This is a genomic window from Oleiphilus sp. HI0043 (genome assembly GCF_001634935.1).
The window spans coordinates 1-1,373 of the sequence record NZ_LWEY01000169.1; the positions used below are offsets into that span (position 1 = coordinate 1).

Genomic DNA, 1,373 nt, shown 5'->3' on the forward strand with positions numbered 1-1,373 from the left:
GATTCAATTGTAATAAGTTTCTGATCGGAATGGAGGTATTACCGACTTCCATCGATAACGTAACAGGTATATCCAGAATGACATCAAGATCGGGAGCGCCTGGGCCACCAGCACCAGCGTTAGCAGCCGCAGCTGGACGCGAATCAAAAGACTCTAGAGGCGCAGACTTAATATCATCAGCATCATCCCCTTCGATAGCTTCAGCTTCGGCCATTGCCGCCGCCCACTCATCCTCAACACTACCTTCGCCGCCTTCAGAATCACCAGACTCTTCCATTGCAGCTTCCCATTCAGATGCTAGTTTTTCGTCTTCACTTTGATCTTCGTTATCACTCATTTTCTTCTTCCAAATTTTCGTCAACTACACTGGATATGAGGTTGGGTCGTTCAATTTTTTCTTCAATTTTCGCCGCTAACTGACCATCACTTTGCCCAAGCTTTGCTTTGAACATAGGGACCTTATTCGCAGTTAGCGTAATAAACTCTGGCATTTCTATCGGTATAACATCACCTTTTTCAAGCTTGGCAACATCTCTAAGTGATATCTGTTCTTCTAGGACTGTCGCATTAAGAGGCACATTAGCCTCTAAAAGATCTTTCCGAATAGTTGTCATCCAGCGCTCGTCAACATCGTCAACATCACTCTGGACACCAGCATCGAGGATCTCGCGAATCGGCTCAATGGTAGAGTATGGAATGGCCAGATGAAGGTCTCCACCACCGCCATCTAGTTCGATATGAAAGGTACTAATTACTATCACTTCACTAGGGCTAACAATATTCGCCATTGAAGGGTTAACTTCAGAGTTCATATACTCAAAATCAATTTTGAAAACTGCGCTCCACGCTTCCTTCATATCGATAAAGACTTGTTCGAGTACCATATGAACAACCCGAATCTCGGTAGGCGTAAACTCACGCCCTTCAATTTTTGCATGACGCCCATCACCACCAAAGAAGTTATCAACAAGTTTAAAAACTAGCTTGGCATCAAAAATAAATAAACCAGCTCCGCGAAGAGGTCTGATTTTGACAATATTTAAACTGGTAGGAACGTAAAGAGTATGGATATACTCTCCAAACTTCATGATCTGGACACCGCCCGTAGAAACGTCGGCGTTTCTACGGAGCAGGTTAAACAAGCTGATTCTGGTGTAGCGGGCAAACCTTTCATTGATCATTTCGAGCGTAGGCATGCGCCCGCGCACAATTCTATCTTGGCTCGCTAAGTCGTAATTGCGTATACCTTCTTCATCGGCATCGTCCTCCGTGTCGATATCACCATCATCGACACCATGCAATAACGCATCTATCTCGTCTTGTGATAATAAATCTTGCACACTAATACCTGACTATATGAATTTTTAAGCAAT

The 1,373-nt window shown here is 44.0% G+C and carries 1 protein-coding gene and 1 pseudogene; both read right to left on the reverse strand.

The features are described from left to right. A pseudogene (gene fliN, locus A3729_RS03100) lies at positions 1-337 on the reverse strand (flagellar motor switch protein FliN); the annotation flags it as partial. Continuing rightward, positions 330-1,346 (reverse strand): flagellar motor switch protein FliM, encoded by a 1,017-nt coding sequence (gene fliM, locus A3729_RS03105; protein ID WP_197470043.1) that lies wholly within the window; start codon positions 1,344-1,346, stop codon positions 330-332. The pseudogene fliN and the gene fliM, both read right to left, overlap by 8 nt. Positions 1,347-1,373: the final 27 nt, after the last annotated feature.